Source organism: Chryseobacterium sp. 2987 (assembly GCF_031456375.1).
Lineage (GTDB): Bacteria > Bacteroidota > Bacteroidia > Flavobacteriales > Weeksellaceae > Chryseobacterium > Chryseobacterium vaccae.
The window spans coordinates 298888-314827 of the sequence record NZ_JAVDUN010000003.1 but is presented as its reverse complement, the minus strand read 5'-3'; the positions used below and the strand labels follow the sequence as shown (position 1 = coordinate 314827).

At 37.5% G+C, this 15940-nt stretch carries 19 protein-coding genes; 2 read left to right on the top strand and 17 right to left on the bottom strand.

All coding sequences use genetic code 11. From position 1 onward, the window contains the following. Window positions 1–159 precede the first annotated feature (159 nt). Together J2Y40_RS24005 and J2Y40_RS11065 are read left to right on the top strand one after the other, a co-directional pair. Window positions 160–324 carry a helix-turn-helix domain-containing protein gene (locus J2Y40_RS24005; protein ID WP_409017701.1) on the top strand — a complete coding sequence of 55 codons (165 nt, stop codon included), beginning with the start codon at window positions 160–162 and terminating at the stop codon, window positions 322–324. Between the two features lie 926 nt (window positions 325–1250). After that, window positions 1251–2132 (top strand): cupin-like domain-containing protein, encoded by an 882-nt coding sequence (locus tag J2Y40_RS11065; RefSeq protein ID WP_153396768.1) that lies wholly within the window; start codon window positions 1251–1253, stop codon window positions 2130–2132. A 50-nt stretch (window positions 2133–2182) separates the two neighbouring features. Here the strand turns inward: J2Y40_RS11065 and J2Y40_RS11060 are convergent, their stop codons facing one another. The 17 genes from J2Y40_RS11060 to J2Y40_RS10980 form a co-directional block, all read right to left on the bottom strand. After that, window positions 2183–2971: a T9SS-dependent choice-of-anchor J family protein gene (locus tag J2Y40_RS11060; RefSeq protein WP_153396770.1), complete on the bottom strand. Its 789-nt coding sequence runs from the start codon at window positions 2969–2971 to the stop codon at window positions 2183–2185. A 120-nt stretch (window positions 2972–3091) separates the two neighbouring features. Further along, complete coding sequence (locus J2Y40_RS11055; RefSeq protein WP_153396772.1) at window positions 3092–4816, bottom strand: hypothetical protein; 1725 nt, start codon at window positions 4814–4816, stop codon at window positions 3092–3094. A 169-nt stretch (window positions 4817–4985) separates the two neighbouring features. After that, window positions 4986–5720 carry a metallophosphoesterase family protein gene (locus tag J2Y40_RS11050; protein WP_309998936.1) on the bottom strand — a complete coding sequence of 245 codons (735 nt, stop codon included), beginning with the start codon at window positions 5718–5720 and terminating at the stop codon, window positions 4986–4988. Window positions 5721–5750: 30 nt separating this feature from the next. Next, a complete protein-coding gene (locus tag J2Y40_RS11045) occupies window positions 5751–6293 on the bottom strand; it encodes an RNA 2'-phosphotransferase (protein ID WP_153396776.1) in 543 nt (180 codons plus the stop codon). 18 nt (window positions 6294–6311) lie between these two features. Further along, complete coding sequence (locus J2Y40_RS11040) at window positions 6312–7259, bottom strand: ADP-ribosylglycohydrolase family protein (RefSeq protein WP_309998933.1); 948 nt, start codon at window positions 7257–7259, stop codon at window positions 6312–6314. After that, window positions 7259–7945 (bottom strand): NAD-dependent deacylase, encoded by a 687-nt coding sequence (locus tag J2Y40_RS11035; protein WP_309998931.1) that lies wholly within the window; start codon window positions 7943–7945, stop codon window positions 7259–7261. Before J2Y40_RS11035 ends, J2Y40_RS11040 begins: the two co-directional genes overlap by 1 nt. A 77-nt stretch (window positions 7946–8022) precedes the next feature. Next, on the bottom strand, window positions 8023–8529 hold the full coding sequence (locus tag J2Y40_RS11030; RefSeq protein ID WP_309998929.1) for an O-acetyl-ADP-ribose deacetylase: 507 nt from the start codon (window positions 8527–8529) through the stop codon (window positions 8023–8025). After that, complete coding sequence (locus tag J2Y40_RS11025) at window positions 8519–9430, bottom strand: ADP-ribosylglycohydrolase family protein (protein WP_309998927.1); 912 nt, start codon at window positions 9428–9430, stop codon at window positions 8519–8521. The genes J2Y40_RS11030 and J2Y40_RS11025 overlap by 11 nt, the downstream gene beginning before the upstream one ends. Beyond that, complete coding sequence (locus J2Y40_RS11020) at window positions 9427–10068, bottom strand: DUF4291 domain-containing protein (RefSeq protein ID WP_309998924.1); 642 nt, start codon at window positions 10066–10068, stop codon at window positions 9427–9429. Before J2Y40_RS11020 ends, J2Y40_RS11025 begins: the two co-directional genes overlap by 4 nt. Before the next feature lie 120 nt (window positions 10069–10188). Continuing rightward, window positions 10189–11424, bottom strand: coding sequence for a TIGR02452 family protein (locus J2Y40_RS11015; RefSeq protein WP_231128698.1), 1236 nt, complete (start codon window positions 11422–11424; stop codon window positions 10189–10191). A gap of 12 nt (window positions 11425–11436) precedes the next feature. Continuing rightward, complete coding sequence (locus tag J2Y40_RS11010; protein ID WP_153396786.1) at window positions 11437–11907, bottom strand: macro domain-containing protein; 471 nt, start codon at window positions 11905–11907, stop codon at window positions 11437–11439. A 2-nt stretch (window positions 11908–11909) separates the two neighbouring features. Next, the gene (locus J2Y40_RS11005; protein WP_309998921.1) at window positions 11910–12320 is read right to left on the bottom strand and encodes a hypothetical protein; all 411 of its coding nucleotides are present in this window, start codon (window positions 12318–12320) and stop codon (window positions 11910–11912) included. Window positions 12321–12335: 15 nt separating this feature from the next. Beyond that, window positions 12336–13406, bottom strand: a complete 1071-nt coding sequence (locus J2Y40_RS11000; protein WP_309998920.1) for an adenylosuccinate synthetase — start codon at window positions 13404–13406, stop codon at window positions 12336–12338. A gap of 3 nt (window positions 13407–13409) precedes the next feature. After that, window positions 13410–14264: a hypothetical protein gene (locus J2Y40_RS10995; protein ID WP_153396790.1), complete on the bottom strand. Its 855-nt coding sequence runs from the start codon at window positions 14262–14264 to the stop codon at window positions 13410–13412. A 2-nt stretch (window positions 14265–14266) separates the two neighbouring features. Continuing rightward, window positions 14267–14602 carry a hypothetical protein gene (locus J2Y40_RS10990; protein WP_153396792.1) on the bottom strand — a complete coding sequence of 112 codons (336 nt, stop codon included), beginning with the start codon at window positions 14600–14602 and terminating at the stop codon, window positions 14267–14269. 82 nt (window positions 14603–14684) lie between these two features. Continuing rightward, complete coding sequence (locus tag J2Y40_RS10985; protein ID WP_153396794.1) at window positions 14685–15233, bottom strand: 2OG-Fe(II) oxygenase; 549 nt, start codon at window positions 15231–15233, stop codon at window positions 14685–14687. A gap of 30 nt (window positions 15234–15263) precedes the next feature. Next, window positions 15264–15806, bottom strand: coding sequence for an NADAR family protein (locus J2Y40_RS10980; RefSeq protein WP_153396796.1), 543 nt, complete (start codon window positions 15804–15806; stop codon window positions 15264–15266). Between the last annotated feature and the right edge of the window lie 134 nt (window positions 15807–15940).

Here is a 15940-nt window from a genome sequence, read left to right as displayed (position 1 = left end):
TTTTTAAAGATGTATTTTATGAGGAAAAGTTAAATCGCTCATTAACACTATAAAACTAGTGATAATTTTTTATTAATAATTTATTTTTTTAAGCACACTTCTAATTGGAAGGAATAAATTTTAAACTGTTTTTTATTCTTTATAGGACTAAATACATAAATTTTCACAAAAACCTCATTAAGAGGTACCCATCTCAAAAGATTAAGAAGCAAAACAAAATTTTCTCAGCAGGAAATTGCAGATATGCTTGGATTAGACAGGAATACATGCACGAATTGGGAGAACGAAACTACGGATATCAAATCGCAGTATATCCGAAGCTGACTGAAATTTTTAATGTCAAAATTCAGGACCTTTTTGATAGTGAAAGAAGGTTAGAAATTTCAAATAATACTTTCGATAATAAGGATAATTCCGTAGGATTAATTATAACTTTCACTTTTGTTCCACACTCAAGTTCATTTGCAGTTGCAATCCATTCTGCTATATCATTATAGATATAGCTATCTGGAAACGTTGTGTAGTGTTTCACCCACAGGTAGAAGTCCATACGGCTTTTACCGCAGCTAACGCCATCACGGATATCCCGAGCATGACGGAAAATAAAATTCTTTTTGTCATAAGTTTTGTTTTAATGAATTAAAAAATAATTTTTCCCAGTTACGGAAACCTTTTCTAGAATAGGATTGCCAACCGGATGATGCATCATAAAAACAAAAAGGAGAAATACACTTCAGGCAAGCAGTTCTGAAGTGTTCTGCTGACTTTCCCATTTGTGTTATATCACAAATACATGAAAAACAAAACATTATATGTATAACAAAACCAGCAAATTATGATGTATTTATTAGGCAGATTAATAAAATAAATACATTTAAAAGAATAAGTTAATTTTTAGCTATAAAAAAATTTCAGGGTACTATTTTTTTGCAATATTTATAGTTTTTCATCTGAAAAAAATTTTCAACATTCAATTTTTTAATCATAACTATTATGGCATATTAAATCTTTAAAATCCGGACCTAATTTTGTAAATTAGGTTTTTCTATTTATTTCATCCGTCTGTAACCTTTTATGGAGAATATTGTCTTATTAAAAGGAAAAAATGCAGAACATGATAAGAAAGGACAGTTTAATATATTTTTATTTAGTCTAAATAGTTAAAAATGATTTGAATCATAGATTAAAAAAAACTTAAACACTGATTCATATATATTTATTTAATAATTTTGTAACATAAAATTTATAGAATGGGAATTATTTTAAAGCCTATAGATGTTGTAGATGATATTTCAAAAGAAGATTTCTACGAAAAATATCTTAAGCCCAGGAGGCCCGTTGTCATCAAAAATATGGCAAGAAAATGGCCTGCTTATCAGAAATGGACAATGGACTATGTGAAGGAGACGGTAGGAGATGTAATAGTTCCTTTATATGATAGTTCAAAGGCTGATCCGGCAGCTCCGATTAATACCCCTACTGCCGAGATGAAATTCGGTGATTATATAGATCTTATTCAGAGAGAACCTACTGATTTGAGGATTTTTTTCTTTGATCCAATAAAACACGCGAAAAATTTATTACAGGATTATATTTCACCTAAAGACCTTATGGGTGGATTTCTGGATAAATATCCGTCTATGTTTTTCGGAGGGAGAGGCTCTGTAACCTTCCTTCATTATGATATTGATATGGCCCATATTTTCCATACTCATTTTAATGGAAGAAAGCATGTAAAATTATTCGAATACAAGTGGAAAGAGAGACTATATCAGCTTCCTTATGCTACCTATGCACTGGAAGATTATGATATTGACAATCCTGACTTTGAAAAATTCCCGGCCCTTGACGGTATAGAAGGAATTGAATGCTTCCTTGAACATGGTGATACTCTTTTCATGCCCACTGGATGGTGGCACTGGATGAAGTATCTGGACGGAAGTTTTTCAATCTCCCTGAGAGCCTGGGACAAATCATGGGCTGTAAAAGCTCATTCATTATGGAATCTTACCGTACAGCGTAAGTTTGATGATATTATGAAAAAGAACTTCAAAAAGAAGTATATGGACTGGAAAGAAAAGAAAGCTATTATAAGAGCTGAACTGGCCCTGAAAAGAGGCCTGCCGAGATAAATAAAAAGACGCCTCAAATTGAGGCGTCTTTTTCTGTTATTCAGTTAAAGTTATTTTTTAATGATTTTATATGTTTTTTCAGTTTGTCCTTCTTTAATTTTTATGAGATAATTTCCTGCTGTCAGATCGCTTACATTTACAGCTGCCTGATCTGAATTTACCATTTCTTGTTTATGCATTTTTCCTGTAAGATCATAAACAGTTATTTCAGACATTTTGTTTTTATTTTTAATGTTTAAAATATCCGTTACAGGATTCGGGTAAATGGAAGCTTTACTTAAAGCGGCTTCAGAAGTTCCGAGACTGTTTGAAGAGATTTCAAAATCATCGATCCCGATAAACCAGATATTATTTGTTGAAGAATAGAAGGCAATATAAATGGTCTGCCCTATATATGGCGTAAGATCGTAGCTGTATTTCGTCCAGGCTGTCGGCGGCTTCACTGCGGCAGCCATTGTATTCGTAAAGGCATCGGCAGTAGGCGTAGTAGTTGATATTTTTACATCAAATTGTTCTGCCAAACTGGATCCTTTGTTTCTGCTCCAAAAGGACAGCTTATCCGATACTCCCGCCGTAACTGTTATGGCAGGGCTTATCGCATAATCATCGTGTGCTGTGGAGCCATACTGCAGTCCTAAGAAATGAGACCCGGAATGCGAATCAACAAGAGAGAGACTGCCCGGGGCCCAGGCTTTCCATTCTTTCTCAGGATCTCCTCCGTTAATGACTGTCCAATCTGACGGCATCGTATCCGAATCGAAACTTTGTGAGTACTGCTGCGCTGAAAGGCATACGGGCAAAAAACCCATGATCAATAGAAATTGATAAATTTGTTTCATAAGTATTGATTTTATACTAATTTAATAATTTTAAAACAAATCATTAAAAAAATAAATCAAAAAATTATTTTATACGAAAAATATCAACTTATTTATTCAAATTATTACTTAATAGATTCTCTACAAAATTCTGTAAACAGGATATTGCCTGAATGTTTTTTCTTCAAAATAAGGTGAGTGTCTGTAGACCCAATCAAGCTGCGCCTCTCCGTCTTCCGCAAATTTTTTATCTGATGCTTTCTGAGCCTCGAAAGCTTCTTTAAGCTTTTTATCTTTCTTCAGTAATTCAGCTGCGGTATCTTCAAAAATATAGGCTGAATAATATTCTTTCTGTGCCAGAATTCCATCAAATAAATTCCAGTTGAAAAAAGAGTCTAATGCTTCAGGTTCAAGGGTTTCAATGATGTATTTTACTCCAGGCTGATCGGTCGGAACAATATAATCTCCAGCCGAAAAAGAATGCTCTTTTTTAGCCGATTCTACCGTAGTATCAAAGTGCAGATAATGTCCTTCATAAGGATTCTTTACTGTTTTGAAATCCTTGATTTTATATGATTCAACTGTAATCATACTGTCTTTCTGAACGGGTTTCATGACGATCCGATTTCTCCTGAACTCTTCAAGAACCCTGTACTGAGACTGCGGAATCACATAATATTTCGGAATGGTAATGTATCCTGTAGGAACAGCCTCGGTAAACAGTTTTATTTTCTTTGTAAAAGGTTTGTTTCGGTCATAATACAGTCGTGGTTTGCCAGAAATCTCACTGGGTTTATAACTTCCTTCATAGCCTTTAAAATCCATGGTAGAAAATCGGGTTGAATCTATCTTCCAGCGGATTCCGTATTGCTGTCCGGCTTGATATTGCTTTACATTATCAATCCGGAGCTGTTTTATCTTTTTATAGTCTTTATCCAGGTTATGAAGGTTTACCAGCATGTATTTGTAGGTAGCATCCACTCTTTTATCATACGGTTTGAGCATGTGGGTCTCTGGAACAGTTCCTAATGAGTTGAATAAAGAAGTATAGCCCGTAGAATATCTAGGTGAATCTTCAAATGAAGCAAAACCGATATCCGGAACATCACCGTGAATATTTACATATGGGGTACTTTCGTAGCCAAGTTTCTTCATCTCTTCAAGATTGGCTGCCTGATAATTTTTATAAAAATAATCTCCCAAAACATTTCCAAGACGTTCTTTGAAAGTAGAAATATAGGTGAAAGTATACTGATAATCTGCCCCGTTACTTACATGATTATCGATAAACACATCCGGTTTCAGCCATTGATAGATCTCCTGAAAGCTTCTGGCATTTTTGGAATCTGCTTTGATGAAATCCCGGTTCAGGTCATAATTTCTTGCGTTTCCCCTGAAACCATACTGTTCCGGCCCATTCTGGTTGGCTCTTGAATGAGAACTTCTGTTCAGCATACCACTAATGTTATAGGCTGAAATCGCTGCAACAACAAAGTTCTGAGGTGTTTTTATTTTCTTTACTGCCAGATCCCGCATCAGCATCATGGTGGCATCTATTCCGTCCGGCTCACCGGGATGTATTCCGTTGTTGATGAAAAGAATGGCTTTATCTTTTCTCAGCTTTTCAAGGTCTTTTTCAGGAAAAGGGTTGTACAGAACAACATAAATAGGCTTTCCATTGTCATCTTCGCCTTTTTTAAGGTATTGGATGGTATTAAAATTTTTCGCCAGATCCTGATAATACTCATTCATTTCCGAATAGGTAAGAGTCTGATTTCCATTTCCTTTTTCAAAAGGGGTCTGAAAGTTTTTCTGTGCAGATAGAAAGGAACAACTTAGGATCAACAGAATATAGTGCAGTTTCATAAGCAATATTTGGACTTCAAAATTAAGGAACTACAATTAAAGAAAAATCAATTTTCTGATTAAAATTATTGGAAAAAGAAAACCTCATGGATTTTGAAGTCCATGAGGTTGAGGCATTGTCATTTCTGTATTTTAAAATAAAATTTTCATTGTTTTTTTAGGGTGTACATTAATCGTTATTCCTTCCTTTTTCATCCGGGTATAAAGATGGTAGGGAATCGCTCTGCCAGAATTCTTTAGTATCAATATCCAGTATAGTAAGGGCTCCTGTAAAAGCTGCGCCTGTATCAAGGTTCCAAACGTTGGCTTTATTGACAGGTTCTTTGCTTCCGATATATAAAGTCGGGGTGTGGCCAATAAAGATTTCATGGTACAAAAGCAGCCTTTTAGGATACAATTCAGAACTCTTTTCCAGTTTGGTATCCATTGAAACAGCTGTTTCCCAAAGGGTTCTGTCCCAATGATAGTTGCTGGAATAGACTTCTTTTTCAGGACCGTGCATGGAGGAATATCCGGCATGAATAAACAAGCGGTTCTTTTCATCGATATGAAAATTTTTCATGCTCTGAAAAAATTCAAGATGAACCTCCAGCTCTTCCAAAGAATAGTTTTTATAGCTTTCTACGGTGCTTTTTCCTCCATTGAAAAGCCATACATCCGGTTCATTTCCAAAAGCAATCCAGTCTTCACACCAGGCATCATGATTTCCTTTGATAAAGATACACTCCTGCTCTTCTGAGAGCTTCTTTAAAAAAGTGATTACTTCAGAAGATTCGCTCCACCCGTCTACATAATCTCCAAGAAAAACCAGGCGGTCCGACTTTGAAACCTCTGCCCTTTCCAGAACCTGTATTAAGGCTCTCAACCCTCCGTGAATATCTCCTATTGCTAATGTTCTGCTCATTTCTCTCTATTCGGTTTAAAACTCTGGCTTTTACTTTGAGATGTATTTAGCCTCAACAAAATCTGTCAGCCAGACTCCGTTTGCAGAGAGGTAAAACAAAACTCCGTCTTCAGCCATTTTCCCTGTTCTAATGGTTAAAATAACAGGTTTTCCGTGTCTCATCCCAACTTTTGTTGCGGTCTCTTTATCAATGCTTAAATGTACATGCTGGCGGCTTCTTTTTTCAATTCCTTTTTCCAGGATTGAGGCGATATTGGTTTCTGCTGTTCCGTGGTATAGATATGCAGGCGGGGTTTGTGGTTCAACGCCCAGATCAATATCAATGGAATGACCCTGGCTGGCTCTTATTTTCGTTTTATCTTCATTGAAAGCAAAACGTTTTTTATTGTTCGTTTCTACTACCTCATCCAATTCTTCAACGGTAAAGAAAACACTTCTCTTCGCTGATTTTGTTCTCAGTTCTTCTACATCTGCCCATCCGTTTTCATCCAGTTTCAGCTGAATGGTTTCCGGGTGATGCCTCAGAATAAGGCTCAAAAACTTACTTATTCTTTTCTTTTCTATTTCGTTCATAACTTATGTTCTTAATCATTATACTATTGGGAAATATTTATTCTCCAATTTTTCGCAAAGTTCTGCAATATCATCTTTCCTTACCAACTCTGCGATCCAATCCTGCAGAATATTTCCAAAGCCATAATAAATACCTGCTATTCCTCCTGTAATTGCTCCTGTGGTGTCTGTATCTTCACCCAGATTCACGGCTTTCAGAACGGCTTCGGAATAGCTTTCCGAATTCAGGAAACACCATAATGAGGCTTCCAGACTATGCAAAACGTAACCGCTGCTTTTGATTTCGTCTTCGGGATAGCTTGAAATATTGTTCTTTAAAATTCTGCTAAAAAGCTCAATATAAACAGAGTTAAAACCCTGTAAATCTGCGTATTTCAAGGCTAATTCCTGTGTATAACCATATGCTTCTTCTTTGGTTCTTCCTTTTATCAGCTGAATCGCAAAAACAATGTAAATAAAACAAGCGAAAACCGACCGAAAATGACCGTGGGTAATGGCTGATACTTCTTTTACAGTCTGATATAGTTTTTCAATATTTTCTTCATCCTTAAGATAAAATGCTAAAGGAAGGATTCTCATCAGGGAGCCGTTTCCGTTGTCTTCTTCAAAAATATTTCCGGAAAACCTGGCACTTTCACCTTTAATCAGTCTTGCGATTGAATGCCTTGTTGTTCCTCCTATATCGAAAAGCTTTCCATGGGCAGTCCAGTGGCCGTATTTATTCCAGCGGACAAAACTCTGTCCAATTTTCTCAAGATCATAGCCTTTGGTTAATTCATCCGCAAGACATAACGTTAAGGAACTATCATCACTCCACGTACCTTTAGGCTGATTCCATGACATATACTCCAGATATTCAGACACAGGAAATTTCTTTAAATCCTCTCTCTTTTTAAATTCCACAGGAACTCCCAGTGCATCTCCAATGCAAAGCCCCAGAATTCCTGCTTTTACCATATTTTCCATTATGCAAGATTAACCAGCTTATCAAACAGCAGTTTCATTCCCTGAGTTGCGGTTTCTTTCATTACCACAGCTCTCTTTCCGTACCCGAATCCGGTTTCATTAGGATTGATAACAATCAGGAGACAGTCATCTTTGATATCGTGGATCAGTCCGGCTGCCGGATATACCTGCAAAGAGGTACCAATTACCAATAAAATATCCGATTCTTTTACAATTTCCCGGGCAGGCTGGAACATAGGAACATCTTCTCCGAACCATACGATGAATGGCCTTAATTGACCTCCGTCTTCTGCTTTATCCCCGATATTGATATCCTCCTTCTGCTCATAGATCAGATCTTTATTATTGCATGAACAGGATTTGAACAGCTCTCCATGGAGATGAAGAATATCTGTAGATCCTGCTCTTTCGTGCAGGTCATCAATATTTTGGGTAATGATCTGAACTTTAAAATGATTCTCCAGCTCAGCCAGCAGATAATGAGCTTCATTGGGCTGTACTTGATGCAGCTGGCGTCTTCTCTGGTTATAGAACTCCAGTACGAGCGCAGGGTCTTTTCTCCACCCTTCAGGGCTTGCCACATCGGTTATATTATGATTTTCCCAGAGCCCGTCTCCGTCTCTGAATGTTTTTATTCCGCTTTCGGCACTGATTCCTGCGCCGCTTAATATGGTTAGTTTTTTCATTGGTTTATAAGTTTTATTTCGTTCACTTAGCATTTTATTTGCCACTGATGCACGAATTTTTGTTGAATATGCGGAAGCTAGATTAAAAGCTTCCTGTAAATTTCTTCATTTTCATCATCAAAACAGACAAAAATAACTTTTTCTATACTTTCTGATTTGAATTTTCTTACTTCATTCACAGCAATTATTCCCGCCATTTCTTTTGGAAATTTATAGATTCCTGTACTGATATTGGGAAAGGCAATACTTTTTACGTTGAGACTTTCTGCCAGGTTTAATACATTTTGATAGCAGCCAGCCAGAAGTTTTGAGCACCTTTCTTCGTCTCCGTTCCAGACCGGACCTACCGTGTGAATGACATAATCAGCAGGAAGGTTTCCAGCAGAGGTAACTACTGCTTCTCCCGTATTACATTTTCCTTGCCTGTTTCTGATTTCGATACATTCTTCAAGGATCTGTTTTCCGCCTGCCCGATGAATAGCTCCATCTACTCCGCCACCACCAAGCAGTGAGGAATTGGCAGCATTAACGATAGCATCTGTATAGATCTTTGTAATATCTCCTTTTATCAGTTCAATGTTCATAAAATCTGCTTTTTTTCCAGTTTTCTACCTCATCTATCCAATCAGGACCCATATTTTCTTCACAGCACAAAATGCTTACTCCTCCGGCTATAGCACAGGTGGTATCTCTGTCTCCTAAAGCAGCAACGGTATTCCACAGGCATTCTTTAAAATTGTTCCGGTATCTTGACAACATCCAGATGACAAGAGGAACGGTATCCTGAGCGGTCATTTTTACTCCGTTTCCTAATGTTTGCACCAACATTTCGATGCCTGGATTTCCATCCAGATAAAGGACTTTGTTCAGCTTACTTTTCATATCAGAATCATCCAGCTCATTTTGGATATTCCGGATAAATTCCTGCTGTCCAAATTTTGCCAATCCCAGTTTTTCCTGAACGGTAAAGGCAGCAGCCAGAGCAACAGCTTTTGTTCCTTCTATAGCTTCTTTATTCGCATGGGTTACTTCACAGGAAAGTTCTGCATTTTTTTTAAGCTGTTCTATATTATCATAAAAATAGGCCCCGATTACGGATGCTCTCATTGCACCGCCATTTCCCATGGAACCCTGCCCTTCAAATTTAGCCTGGGAAACATCTTTCCAATATTCTCCGCTTTTCACAGTCCTGAAATACTGATGCATGGAAGGCCCATATCCTCTATTAATATCCAGATAGTAGTTCCTGGTAAATTCTTCTGCAAGAAAATCCTGATCAATCTTTCCAAATTTTTCCAGCGATTTAAAAATGGCCACTGCCATAATGGTGTCATCAGTAAAATCCAGAGCCGTTTCAGGGAGAATTCTTTGATGGATATAGCTTTTCATCAGGCTTTCTTCACCAAAAAAGCTTTCTCCAAAGGCATCACCGATGGAAACTCCTGTCAGGGATTTTGAAGCGAGGAGGAGCCTGTCTGTTTTCATGGCGTTATTAATCTTAGTTTTTTATTTAAATGTTCATCATCAAACAGCAATGGTTTTTCTTCAGGAATCATCAGGCTGTCCAGATCTCCGTTTACAACAAATGCATGCTGTTCTTTCACAAAATCTGAAATATTTTCAATGAAAAGAATGTCTTCCCGGGCAAAGGAACGGGTAAATTCATTCCTAAGACCAATCTGTATGGCTCTTCTTTCCTGCTTCTGTCCGAAAGGATCATGATCCGGATCCCATTGTAATCTCACAGAAGATTCTTTCACCTGATTCTGCCATTCTTCTCTGGACACTCCCAGTTTTTCATCATAGGAAGAATATACCGCATTTTCAAAGTACTTTTTGAAAGCTTCTTTCTTTAGATGAATAGCCAGAACGTATTCCTGACCTTCTTTGGTTCCCCAGCCGTTACGGTACATCATCCAAAGGAAATTGGGTTTTATCCAGGTCATCCTTTCCAGACTGAAAGCCCCTCCAAAATATTGGTTTCTCACGGCAAATTCTCCTATTTCTTTACGATAGGACTGATAGACTATAATTTTTTCATCATCGTACTGTGCCATGATATGATGCCTTTCCTTAGGCCAATCCTGTAATTGTTCTTTATATTTTTTAAGTTTAAAATTCATTTCTTTCTGTTTTCAACGGTTTTGTAGTCTTTATCCAGGATAATTATATTTTCCTTTCAGCATATTCAACCCAAATTCTTCTATCTGGAAGCTGACTAAACAATTCTCCTCTTGTCAGTTTCATGATATTTCTTCAAAAGGTCTCAGCATTTCTTCTTTTTTCTTGGTCATCACAGCAAAGACCACTCTTTTAAATTTATTTTTATATTTTCCCTGAAGGTGTTTTTTAAACAACCCTGCAATTTCTTTGGGATCATTTTTAAAAACTCCGCATCCCCAGGCACCTAAGATCAATACTTCATTTTCTCTATGAAAAGCAAGTGCAAGCATTTTATCTATTCTCACATCCATTGCATCTGCTATTTCATCCTGCCTTTCCGGTTCCTGTTTCCTGACAACGCCTGCATTTACTGCCGGAGAAGTAATGAAATTACATATAACAGGTTTTTCGAGCAGTTCTCCTTTATCTTTTCTGAAAACGGGAACTTTAGGACTGTAAATCATCATATCTGTATAGAAACAGGATTCCATTGCCCGATGAGCCTCATAATAGTAAGGAGCCTGAAGCAGGCTTTCATATAATCCTGAAGTTCTTGCCAAGCTTTCTTCCTGTGCTTCTGCTCCGTTGATGAATCCGCCACCCGGATTTTTTGCTGAAGCGAAATTAAGGCACATCAGCTTCTCTGGATTTTCTTCTTCGGCTAATTGTAAAATAGCTTTCAGTGAGCTGCAGTTCCAAGTTTCAAACTTTGTTTCAAAAATAAATTCCGGCAGCCGGACTTTTGTAAATCCCTCAAGTATTTCCGAAGAGTACAGAATCGTTTCATTTTTGCTGATTTCCAGCTCGTTTTCTATGTTTATTTTTTCGTTGTTTTCGTTTATATAATATTTTCTGGCAAGGATCTCCAAAGTATCTTTTGCCATTCCTTTATTGGTCATCGTTAGTTTTTTTATATTGAATAATAAATTCTCCACCTCATCGTTTGCCGGTTTTTTAAAGTCTTTTCCCATAAATACTCTGAGCACTTTAATTTTTCCTGCGATGGCTTCATTGAATGTTTCAAGTTCTTCAGAAGGAACCCATAGCTCATTATGGTTTCTGGCTCCTACATTTTGAGCGGGATATTGATCTGCTATTTCTTTAAGCACTTCAAAACTTGTTACAAAGCCCAGAAAATTTCCGGCTTCATCTCTGGTATTCCACTTTTCAGCAATTTCGGAGGCATAGCTTTCATCCAGCACCGGGTAAAATATTGGCTGCCAGTCCAATCTTGGAGGGAATTTTTTATATCCGCTCTCCATGATCAGAATCATTTCTTTTTCTCCTACAGGTCTGTAAAGTGTTGTTGTTTTCATTGCTTTTATTTTTTATCCGAAGTCGTAAACGTATACTTCGAGATTATTTTTTAATAGTGTTTTTTCAATAATGGGTTCTATTTTTTCCCATTTTCCTCCTGCCAGTCCGCATCCTATTCTCGGCATGTGGATTGTGGCATTGATCTGTAAGGCTTCTTCTGCCAGTTTTTCCAGACATTTTTCGACAGCATCATATCGAATGGGTGGAATTCCGCCGGAGTTGGTGATGATTTTATGCTGCCCAATCATATTGGCTATCCAGATTTCATCTTCAACTTTTACCAATTGGATTTCACCAAGATAAAAATTTCCTCCGCTTTTAAACCATTGTCTGTATTTGCTTTCCGGCTCTTTCCATTTTCTGGAAATGGCTGTTACAAAACCTTTTCCCCAGCCACCAATATCGTTGCAGATATGGGCAATTATTTTGTTTCCTTCAGATTCCGGAGCTGTGGCGTCACCTTGTATATAGTGCATTTTCATGGTTATTCTATTTTTATTTTACCTGAATTCAGGCATTTTTCAATATTTTTCAAGGTACCGCTTTTTCTCTTTGCGTCTGAATTAAAATCTACCCCGAGAAAATGGGTGCACTGTGACACACCGTAAGCATCCCGTTCAGCATCAGACTGAAAGCCTCCGGAAAAAGTCCAGCCGGCAGCTTTGGTTTTAAAAGTATTGATCTTATATCTTGGTTTTATCCCGATATGAAGGATGGTTACTTTTTCGGTTTTATTTTTCAGGTATTCCATCATTAAGGTGTCTGCTCCTGAATAATCGCCTATGATGAATTCACATTCAGCAAGGTTGGCTTCTTTTAACGGACTGACATAAAATTCATGAAATTTCTCCCATGACAGGTTTCCGTTTCCAAATGCATATATTTTTTTCATCATGAGTTGTGTTTTTATTTATTTCAATTGTTTAAAATCTTTTGAATACGGAGAGTATGATCCGTACACCGCTTCAAATTCTGTTTTCAGGTTTTCGTGTTTAAATGCTGAATCTGTCTGATCCAGGCAGGTAACCACAAGATTCTTGCGGGCTCCGGAAATATAAGCTCCATCCAGCAGCAATGCGTAGTTCAGAAGATCATAATCCAGATTACCGTAACGGAGCTCTTTCTGATATTCATTGAAAACACAAGTTTCCTCCTGATTGTTCTTTAAATCCATACGTTTTTCATTACTCATCCAGCCGCTTCCATGTCGTGTGGAATAATTTCTGGTCACATAATACATTTCTATGTCTTCAATGTTCAGTCTTCTGCAGATCTCATAAGCATTTTTCGAAGTGGTATGAGCGTAGGTCACATTAGGAAATACGCCGTGATCCATATCCAGAAGAATTCCCTGACTTCCTTCAAAAATAAGGTTATCAAAAGATTCCAGATAGCTGTAATCCCTGATTTCCCAATCGATCTGATCTACTGCATCCAGAAAAATATTAAGCTCTTCCTGAATCTGGTCCTGATCCATAAACCCATAGAAATAAGCAATTCCTTTCAGCTTTTCAATCAGCATTTCACGTGAAGCAATAAGATCGGCTGCAAATAATTTATAGGGACTTTCATGCCTTTTCATCGTAGCCCCGATTCCTTTTCCGCAGGTTCCGTGTTCAAGGTTTCTCGTATTGGTTCTGTTCTGCCACACATCAAAAGGTGTTGTTACTTTTGCCAGGGGATGAATATGAAGTTCGGTATTCCCGTTTTTCATTTTCAATTCTTCCCTTTCATTCAGCATAAACACAGGATGAATGGTACAGTGTTCGGAAAAATAAGACGGCAATCCTCGGAGCGCTCCGCTTGCGAAGCTGGAATGCACATGCTTTTCATTGCCAATCATTACGGTATGTGCTGCTTGCTGTCCTCCTGAAAACCTGATGACAACAGAATCTGGGTTCCGGCTTGCCAGAAAATCTGTGGTGATTCCTTTTCCTTCGTCACCAAAACCCAGTCCTATTACTATTTGTGCCTTTTTCATTGCTTAAAACATTTGAATACTATCCAGCCCGCTTACAATTCCGGTTCCGGAGGTACTGTTTTTAAATTTATCACATACCACTCCTTTGATAAGATCCGGAATTTCTGTGTGATCCGTTATAGATAAACAGTTTTTACCCAGCAACTCCTTCCAGCCTTTATCCGCAGCTAATGCCTGGCCTGAATGCAGAACACTGATGTGATATACTTCATACCTTTTTTGAGCTTCTTTCAGCAGCTCTGTATGGGTATAGGTATGCTGACCGGTTCCCATAATTTCTCTTATGGCAGAAGCGGGAAGAACTTTAAGGCAAGGCTCGTCTCCTATTGTAAACAGTAATCCTTTCTGATTTCTTTTCTCAAAGGCATCTGTTCTGGTATGAAAAGCGGCAAAATACCACGCCAGAAGATAACTTTCTCCCCCGTTACCTCCGCCGCCGGATTCAATATAGGTGCGGGTAAGCCACATATCCAGTTCATCATCACCTGATTCAAACTGCCCTACCTGCAGCGGATAACCGTCGCATTCATGGTCCCCGATTCCCAAAAATAAAAGAGCGGGATCTGGAACTCCTCCCTGCATAATTCCTCCCATTAACTTAGGAAGACCTTCTTTGATCAATTCGTGGGGAATATGTCCCATGCTTCCCGTTACATCCAGTCCTAAAATAATCGGAACTGAATTCGGATTGGCTTCAGAATCCCGGGATTCCCTGAAAGAAATTCCTTTTGGATTCATAGATTCGTGCGCCATTCTTTTGGCATTCTGAGTGAAAATTTCACCGGCTGATTTTGATCCGTATCCTTCTTTTCTGGCTTTTGCAAAGCGAGCGTCCAGATCATATTTTGTACCTCCCATAATTAAATTGTTTTTCCGAATAAATATTCAAATCTTTTTTTGGTTACTTCCAGCTGAATATTTAAGTTTCTAATGATTAATGATAATTCCATGTCTTTCTGAACAAATTCTTCGGGATGAAAATCCGCAAAGGTTAAGCTGTTCCTATCCAGAGGGCTGATATCGATAAGGCCCTCCTGTTCACGCTCCATCCTCTTTATCCTGAGCTCAATATCTTCTACCGTCCTTCTGTAAATTAATTCTGAATCTTCCCCGATCGTGTGTGCACGGTCTTTTCTGATCTGGTCATTGTTTCTCTGTAGTGATTCAATGAACCTTGATTTCAATTCGTCTTCCATGTTGGCTGCATTTAAATTATTTGTGTTATTTTAACGCTAATTGAAAATGACATAGTTTTACACTGCTTTTGAGCAGAATTATTTACACGTTGGTGTACATTACGTCGGTTCTCAATACGTATTTTGTTCCACTGATCAGGGTTTTTCCTTCATGTCTTAACGGATGATAAAAAACTAATGCTGATCCTTTTTTCGGTGCTACTGTAAATAAGCGTTCAAATTCTGTTTCACCTCCTTCGAAATCATCATTCAGGTAGATCATGAATGTATAGAAACTTTTCTCATTTTCGTTGCGGATATAGCTTCCGTCATGATGCATTTTAAAACGCTGTCCCGGAGTGTATTTATAAACCCTGAACATTTCATTAAAATCATGAATTTTATAATTTTCATGAAATTCAGGAAGAAAATCATAAGCTCTTGTAAAAAGCTTTTCCGCCAGATCACGGTCGAAGATCATCAGCCTGTCATTATTTCTTATTCCTTTACTCATCAGCTGCTTTCCGTGCATGGTGATTTTGGCTTCTTCAAAGACTTTTTCCTCTGAAACGGCAATGTATTCATCACACTCTGTATCGGTGAGAAAGCTTTCAATCAAAAAGATCTGCGGATGTAATTCTATTTTTTCCATAATTAATATTTTGTGTTGATGATCGTGTTTTTACCTTCTTAATTCATCTCTTACTTCCATTAAAGCGAAACCTAAAAGATTTTCTCCGTTCCACAAAGATGGATTCTGCGCTCTTGAATCTGATTCTAGCATTCCGATTCCCCAAATGTTATCATACGGGCTGGCTTCTACGAGAATTTTATCTTCCGTTGATATCAGGAATCCTTGTAATTTAGAATTTTGTGAAAATTTCAGAAGGTTTCCCCTCTTTACAATTTCATATTTATGCTCATCCCAAAGCTGTGGATCAAAGTTTTTTACTTTTCTGCCTAAAGATTTTACTTCATTCGGAGTTTTAGCCTGCAGGATTCTTTCAAGTATTTTCTCATCATCAAATAATCTTGCCTTTCCAGCCATCATATAATGTTCAGCTGTAGGGTATTCTATTCCGTTTTCTTCAAATGATGCAGGAAACCACTGACTGAAGCATGATTTGGTAAGTTCCTCTTTTACTGTGTGTCCCCAGAAGAATAAAAATTGTATCGCTTCATTTTTCTGAAATTTTTCAATAATATGCTGTAGAGTGTAATTCATGATTGCGTTATTTATACACAAATTTAAAGGATAATTATTTTACACACCAAATTTATTTGTGTTTATTTTACACTAAATAATTTAACCAACTGATTATCAATGGATAAATTTTATTCATAAAAAATATTGGAGGA